Genomic DNA, 7,101 nt, shown 5'->3' with positions numbered 1-7,101 from the left:
CTGCCTGACCCTTGACCACAAGAGCTTCGCGGTTTTATGCCCGCTCGCCCTGGTCGGCTTCGCCTTGTATCCGGTTCTTGTACATCGGCTCGCGGTTTCGATTCACGCTTCCTCCCCACACTCGGTCGCCCTCATGCAGTTGCGCTTCACTTCGTTCGCTGTGGTCAGCTTACGGCGGGACTTTCACCCACAAGATTGCGCCCATGCTGGGCGCACATAAAAAAGACGTCCCGAAGGACGTCTTAAAATTCACCTCTGCTGAAGGAGCTTCTAAAGGTGAATGTGGAGCTTCAACTGAACAGCAATGAGTTTCAGACTTTCACAGACTAGTTACTTATCTGTAGCAATCTAACCAGATGCGCTAGCTAGAGTGCTATTAACTCCAGATAATTATAAGGAACTCAAGCTAACGGGGAGATGATTAAAAAATGACATTTTTGTAATCTTTCTAGAGGGAACGGGATGCTCGTCTAGGGCGAATCATCCCGTTCAGGCATTACAGAATAGCTAATGGATACTCAACAATCACACGAACTTCATCCAGGTCCGACTCAAATGCGGTTGCGCGAGTGTTAGCTTGTCGCAGGCGGAAAGACATGTTTTTCAAGGAACCTGCCTGAACGACGTATTTTACTTCGATGTCGCGCTCCCAACGCTTCTGGTCAGTCAACGGGTTCCCGTCCGCATCACGCCGCATGTACGTCGCGTTAGCGTTGGAGTAGTCAGCGTCAGTGCCACGAGCGTAACGTGTCATAAACGACAAACCAGGCACGCCATACGAACTCATGTCGAGGTCGTAACGAACCATCCAGGAACGTTCTTTAGGCGAGTTGAAGTCGCTGTACTGGATTGAGTTGTCGAGAAAGATAGAATCCGACTGGCGCAGATAGTCGAAGTCGTCGTTACCATTATTTCGCTGGTGAGAAAGTGCAAGCGAGTGCGCACCATACTTCACGCCAACTTTGCCGCTCCAGATATTGTTGTTAAACTCACCCAGCAGTTTTTTGCCTTCATCGACAGCCTTGTAGTAGTTCACGCCACCGAATACGGAAAGCTCATCCGTCAGTGCGTAATTCAACCCTGTGCCGGCATAGTATTGATTCCAAGCGTCTTTGAGACGGCTGGAGTAAAGACTGATGATGACGTTTTTGTTCAGACTATAGTCGCCACCAAAGTAGCCGACCCAAGGCGAGTTAACAGGCCCTGCATAGAAGGTCGCAAAGTTGTCACGCATATTACTGGAGACTGGCTGGCTCATCGCATGAAGACGACCGCCCTCAACCTTCAAACCTTCAATGCTGGTATTGGTCGCCGTCACACCACGGAAGCTTTCCGGCAGAAGTCTCGAATCACCAGCAGCAACAACCGGGTTGGAGGGGAACACATCACCGACTTTCACCACGGTGTCAAAAGCACGAACCTTTGCCGCGCCACCGACTTTGGTGTATTCGTCTCGAGCTTCGCCGTCGCTATTGACGGGCAGTACATCGAATGAACTGCGACCGCCATTACGACCATCACCCGTATCAAGTTTCAGACCGATCATCGCGAAAGCATCGACGCCCACGCCAACAGTACCTTGAGTAAAGCCTGATTCAAATTTACTGATAATCGCGTGCGACCAAGTTTCGGAATAGCCATTTCCCGTGGGGCTTGATTGACCGTTGCGATGATCACGATTGAAATAAAAGTTTCGGTTGAGCACCGTAAGGCTACTATCTTCTATAAATCCCCCAGACTTTTCCTCAGCAAAAACCATGGACGGCCCGGTACTGACAACCACGGCTAAAGCAGCCATCGAGAATTTTTTGTTGTTAACCATCAATCACTCCTTAGGTTCGGCAGAACTGGAAAGTTCTTCGGCTTGATTTTTGTTTTGCTACGGGAAGCCGGATTGCCCTCCCGTACAGTTGCCGATTTATATCGTTGCAGCCTGGAGATAACGTGGAGATGATTGGAATATTACAATTTTGTAATGTTCATGTGCGGCGGGTGAGCATCGTCCAATAAACCCTGTTTGTTGGACGGATTGTGGTGGTGATGTTCAGTTGCAGAAAGCGTGAGGCCATGATTGAATGCAAGCTCGCTCGGAGCTAATGTGAGCCAGATAGCTTAAGTGCACTTCCTGTTCCGTTGCTCCCCAAACCCTATTTCTGCATTTTCTGACGCTATGGCGTCCACCTCTACGACCTCAACCTGATAGACGGAGCGCTTAGCGTACGATTTTTTCCGTTTTCTCTATTCGCCCCTGTTTTGACGCAGTTCCGATAGAGTTCGATCACCGATTGATTATAAAGGTCGCCCCCTGCCCGACCAAAAAACCAGACCGCTGGATGACGTTGCACAGACAATCATGGGGCGTGCAGTGGAGGACACAATCACTTCATAGCCTGCTTCTTTCCGAAGGTATGGATTCAACAACGAGGCGGCGGCGGCGCATCAAGCGGTAAGCTGCCGGGATGACAAACAGGGATAGTAAGGGCGCGGTAACCATGCCACCGACCATGGGCGCGGCGATGCGGCTCATCACTTCGCTACCGGTGCCGCTACCCAATAGGATCGGTAACAGGCCAGCAATGATGACCGCCACCGTCATGGCCTTGGGTCGAACCCGCTGCACCGCGCCTTCACGAATCGCGGCGATCAACCCAAGCTCGGTGTTATCACCGACGTCTACACGTTCGGCCCAGGCGTTTTTTAAGTAGAGCAGCATGATCACGCCGAATTCGGCAGAAACACCCGCCAGAGCAATGAAACCGACGCCGGTAGCCACCGACAGGTTGAACCCCAACAGGTACAGGAACCACGCCCCACCGGTAAGGGCGAATGGCAAGGTGGCCATGATCAGCAAAGCCTCGTCGAATCGGGAAAACGTCAGATACAGCAGCACGAAAATAATCAGCAGCGTGGCCGGCACTACCAGCTTGAGCCGTGCGTTGGCTCGTTCAAGAAACTCAAACTGCCCTGAGTAACTCAGGCTCATGCCTGGCGGCAGCTTGACCTGCTCACCCACAACCCGACGTAGATCGGCAACAACTGAGGCAATGTCCCGACCACGCACGTCGATGTACACCCAGCCGGAAGGTCGGGCATTTTCGCTCTTGAGCATCGGTGGGCCTTCACTGACCTTGACCTTCGCCACCGTGCCAAGGGTGATCTGGCTCCCTAGCGGGGTGTAGATCGGCAGTTGCTCCAGGGCGCCAAGCGAATCCCGCCACTCTCGGGGATAACGCACATTGATAGGGAAGCGCGCGAGCCCTTCAATGGTCTCGCCAACGTTTTCACCACCAATAGCACCGGCGACGATCGACTGCACATCAGCGATATTCAACCCGTAGCGGGCAGCAGCCTTGCGATCGATATCCACATCAATGTAGCGGCCACCGGTCAACCGTTCAGCCAAGGATGAACTGACCCCGGGCACGTCCTTGGCCACGCGCTCGACCGCCTGGGTGGCCGCATCGATCTCCGTCAAGTTGGCGCCGGCAATTTTCACTCCGATCGGACTCTTGATCCCGGTGGCGAGCATGTCGATGCGGTTGCGGATCGGGGGTATCCAGATATTGGTCAGGCCCGGGACGCGTACCACTCGATCCAGCTCTTCCACCAGTTTTTCCTGGGTCATACCAGGGCGCCACTGCTCGCGTGGTTTGAACTGGATAGTGGTCTCGAACATCTCCAGCGGCGCCGGGTCGGTGGCGGTTTCGGCGCGACCAGCCTTACCAAAAACGTGTTCGACTTCGGGTACCGTCTTGATCAGGCGGTCGGTCTGTTGCAGCAGCTGCGCCGCTTTCTGCGCCGACAACCCTGGCAGCGCCGAAGGCATGTAGAGCAAATCGCCCTCGTCCATCGCAGGGAGGAACTCGCCACCCAAGCGAGAGATCGGCCACAACGCACTGAGAAAGACCAATAGCGCGATCAGTAGGGTGACTTTTGGCCGACTTAACACCGCATCCAGGGCCGGCTGATAGATCTTGATCAACCAGCGGTTCAGAGGATTGTGTTCCTCTTTGGGGATCCGTCCACGAATCCAGTAGCCCATCAGCACCGGCACCAGGGTTACCGACAGTCCGGCTGCCGCAGCCATGGCATAGGTCTTGGTAAAGGCCAATGGACCAAATAGACGACCCTCTTGCGCCTCCAGGGTGAACACCGGAATGAACGACAGGGTGATGATCAGCAGGCAGAAGAACAGCGCTGGTCCCACCTCCGCTGCCGCTTCCGTTATCACCTGCCAGTGACGTTCGCCCTTCAACTCTTCCCCTGGATGGGCCATATGCCAGGCCTCAACCTTCTTGTGGGCGTTCTCGATCATTACCACGGCGGCGTCGACCATGGCGCCGATGGCGATAGCGATCCCTCCCAACGACATGATGTTGGCGTTGATCCCTTGGTAGCGCATAACGATGAAGGCAATCAGCACCCCCACCGGTAAGGAGATAATGGCCACCAGGGATGAACGCAGATGCCAGAGGAATACTCCACAGACCAACGCGACGACGATGAACTCCTCAAGCAGCTTGTAGCTGAGGTTTTCCACTGCGCGATCGATCAGTTTGCTGCGGTCATAGGTGGTGACGATTTCTACCCCGGCCGGTAGGCTGCTTTTCAGATCGTCAAGTTTGGCTTTGACCGCGGCAATGGTTTCGCGAGCGTTCTTGCCGCTGCGTAGAATCACCACGCCGCCGACGGTCTCGCCTTCGCCGTCGAGTTCCGTGATGCCGCGACGCATTTCTGGCCCCAGCTGGATAGTCGCCACGTCGCCGAGGGACACCGGCACCCCACCGGCACCGAGTTTGAGCGGAATCGAACGAAAGTCATTGAGTGTCTTCAGATAACCGGAAGCTCGCACCATGAACTCGGTCTCCGCCATCTCCAGCACGGCGCCACCGGTTTCCTGATTGGCCTTGCCGATAGCCTCGGTCACCTCAGCCTGAGTGATTCCGAGGCTGGCCAGCTTGAGTGGATCGAGCTGCACCTGGTACTGCTTGACCATGCCGCCCACGGTGGCCACTTCTGCAACGTTCGGCAGGGTTTTGAGTTCGAACTTGAGGAACCAGTCCTGCAAAGCGCGCAGTTGCGCCAGGTCGTGTCCGCCACTGCGGTCCACCAGTGCGTACTGATAGATCCAGCCCACGCCTGTGGCGTCGGGCCCCAAGGACGGTTTGGCGGAAGCCGGCAGGCGGCTTTGGACCTGACTCAAATACTCCAGCACCCGCGAGCGGGCCCAATACAAATCGGTACCGTCTTCAAACAGCACGTACACGAAGCTGTCGCCAAAAAAAGAATAGCCGCGTACGGTCTTAGCCCCCGGCACCGAGAGCATGGTGGTAGCCAACGGATAGGTCACCTGGTTCTCAACTATTTGCGGCGCTTGTCCCGGATAAGGGGTGCGGATAATCACCTGAACATCGGAAAGGTCTGGCAATGCGTCGATGGGCGTGCTATGAACCGACCAAACGCCCCAGACCGTGACGAAGATCGTGGCCAGCAGTACCAGAAAACGGTTGGCGACTGACCAGCGAATCAGGGCGGCGATCATGGCTGACCCCCGGCTTTTTCCAGGCGTTCAACGCGCAAACCATCATCGGTTTGACTCACCGAGACCCGAACCTTGTCGCCCGCCTTGAGCCCTTGCATGAGCGCCGTGGCAGCCAATGGGAAGGTCATGGTCATGCCCGGCATGCCCAGCGTCTTGAAGGGGCCATGGGCGAGCGTCACGTCTTTGCTATTGATCTCGACAACCTGCCCATCGGCCTCATGCAGGGCGGAGGCAGCGGCGGTAGGTGGTGGAATTTCCAGCACTCTCGCAACAATGCCCTTGAGACTGGCCTCGGAGTCGAGCAGGAACTGTCCAGAGCTGACTACCTGCTGGCCTTCTTCCAACCCCCTCAACACCACCGTCTTGCCTTCGTTTTCCTGCCCGAGTTGCACTTCTACCGGTTGGTAGCGACCGGCGTCTTCGGCGAGCATCACCAGGACGCGTCGACCGGTGCGAATGATTGCCTCGCTTGGCACCCACAGCACACTTTGTTCGGTCGAACGATTCAGGTGCACCTGGGCCGTCATACCCGGCCTGAGTCGCCCATCCAGGTTGGGCAGTTCGACCCGCACACGCACAGTTCGGCTGTCGGGATTGGTTTCGGGCAGAATCGCACTGACCGTGCCCTTAAGCACTGTTCCAGGAAAGGCTGGCAGACGTGCTTCGACCGCTTGCCCCATGATGATCGATCCAGTCTCCGATTCTGGAACGGCCACTGCCAGCCAGACGCTGCTCAAGCCATTGACTCGAGCCAGAGTCTCGCCGGCCGCCACGGTCATACCCGAACGTACATTCAACGCTTGCAGCACACCGCTTATGGGGCTGGTGAGCGTCAGGACCGGCTGGGTCTTGCCGCTTCGCTCCACTTGAGCAATCAACGTCGTTGGCATCCCGGTCAAGCGCAAGCGTTGGCGCGCTGCCGTCAGCAAGTCGGCATCGCCACTGCGTTTGAGTGCGAGAAACTCTTCCTGAGCAGCGGCCCACTCCGGGACCAGGATATCGGCCAAAGCCGCATGGGCTTTGAGCACATCGCCTGGAGCACGGGCGTACACCCGCTCCACAAAGCCAGCAGTACGCGATTGAATCACCGCAACATCCCGCTCGTCGAATGCCAGCACACCGACCACGTCCAGGCTGGAAGCAAGCGCGCCGCGAGTGACTGTGGCCAGTCGCAAGCCGAGATTCTGGGTCAGGCTGGGGTCGATACTGATGGCCGCACTGTCCGCTGCAGCATCCGCGTAGCGGGGCTTCAACTCCATATCCATAAAGGGAGATTTGCCAGGTTTATCGAACTTCTGCTGCGGGGACATCGGGTCGTACCAATACAGTACTTTGCGTTGGTCTTGGGCTTTAGGGGCCTGTTCGGCTGTGCTATCAGGCATGCGCTGTTGAGCGAACCAGTAACCGCCGGCAGCGCCCAAGGCAATCGAGAAGCCTGTCAGCAAAGCCCCTTTCCAGATTCGAGAGCTCATTAATTGGCGTCCCCATAAGCAAAATACAGGCGAGCACTGGTGAGGGCTCGCTGTTCTTCGAAGTCGATCTGTTTGAGGCGGGTCTCG

The 7,101-nt window shown here is 56.2% G+C and carries 4 protein-coding genes; 1 reads left to right on the top strand and 3 read right to left on the bottom strand.

Features of this window, described 5'->3' with window-relative positions:
* The coding region (locus DU29_RS1000000133380; protein WP_033050258.1) for a hypothetical protein at positions 1 to 220 on the top strand (220 nt) is incomplete at its 5' end.
* Positions 221 to 496: 276 nt separating this feature from the next.
* On the opposite strand, the gene DU29_RS0122690 is transcribed toward DU29_RS1000000133380, so the two are convergent.
* The 3 genes from DU29_RS0122690 to DU29_RS0122680 all read right to left on the bottom strand — a co-directional run bounded on the left by DU29_RS0122690 (position 497) and on the right by DU29_RS0122680 (position 7,014).
* The gene (locus DU29_RS0122690) at positions 497 to 1,822 is read right to left on the bottom strand and encodes an OprD family porin (RefSeq protein ID WP_028623764.1); all 1,326 of its coding nucleotides are present in this window, start codon (positions 1,820 to 1,822) and stop codon (positions 497 to 499) included.
* A gap of 561 nt (positions 1,823 to 2,383) precedes the next feature.
* Complete coding sequence (locus DU29_RS0122685) at positions 2,384 to 5,542, bottom strand: efflux RND transporter permease subunit (protein ID WP_028623763.1); 3,159 nt, start codon at positions 5,540 to 5,542, stop codon at positions 2,384 to 2,386.
* Positions 5,539 to 7,014, bottom strand: coding sequence for an efflux RND transporter periplasmic adaptor subunit (locus DU29_RS0122680; protein ID WP_028623762.1), 1,476 nt, complete (start codon positions 7,012 to 7,014; stop codon positions 5,539 to 5,541). The genes DU29_RS0122685 and DU29_RS0122680 overlap by 4 nt, the downstream gene beginning before the upstream one ends.
* Positions 7,015 to 7,101 lie beyond the last annotated feature (87 nt).

Source organism: Pseudomonas sp. Ant30-3, from assembly GCF_000690905.1.
Classification (GTDB): Bacteria; Pseudomonadota; Gammaproteobacteria; order Pseudomonadales; family Pseudomonadaceae; genus Aquipseudomonas.
The sequence above is the reverse complement of the archived record's forward strand: the minus strand, read 5'-3'. Positions and strand labels throughout refer to the sequence as shown.

Excerpts from the sequence above, each read along its gene's own strand:
- DU29_RS0122690 (WP_028623764.1), bottom strand. The coding sequence starts at position 1,822 with ATGGTTAACAACAAAAAATTCTCGATGGCTGCTTTAGCCGTGGTTGTC.
- DU29_RS0122685 (WP_028623763.1), bottom strand. The coding sequence starts at position 5,542 with ATGATCGCCGCCCTGATTCGCTGGTCAGTCGCCAACCGTTTTCTGGTA.
- DU29_RS0122680 (WP_028623762.1), bottom strand. The coding sequence starts at position 7,014 with ATGAGCTCTCGAATCTGGAAAGGGGCTTTGCTGACAGGCTTCTCGATT.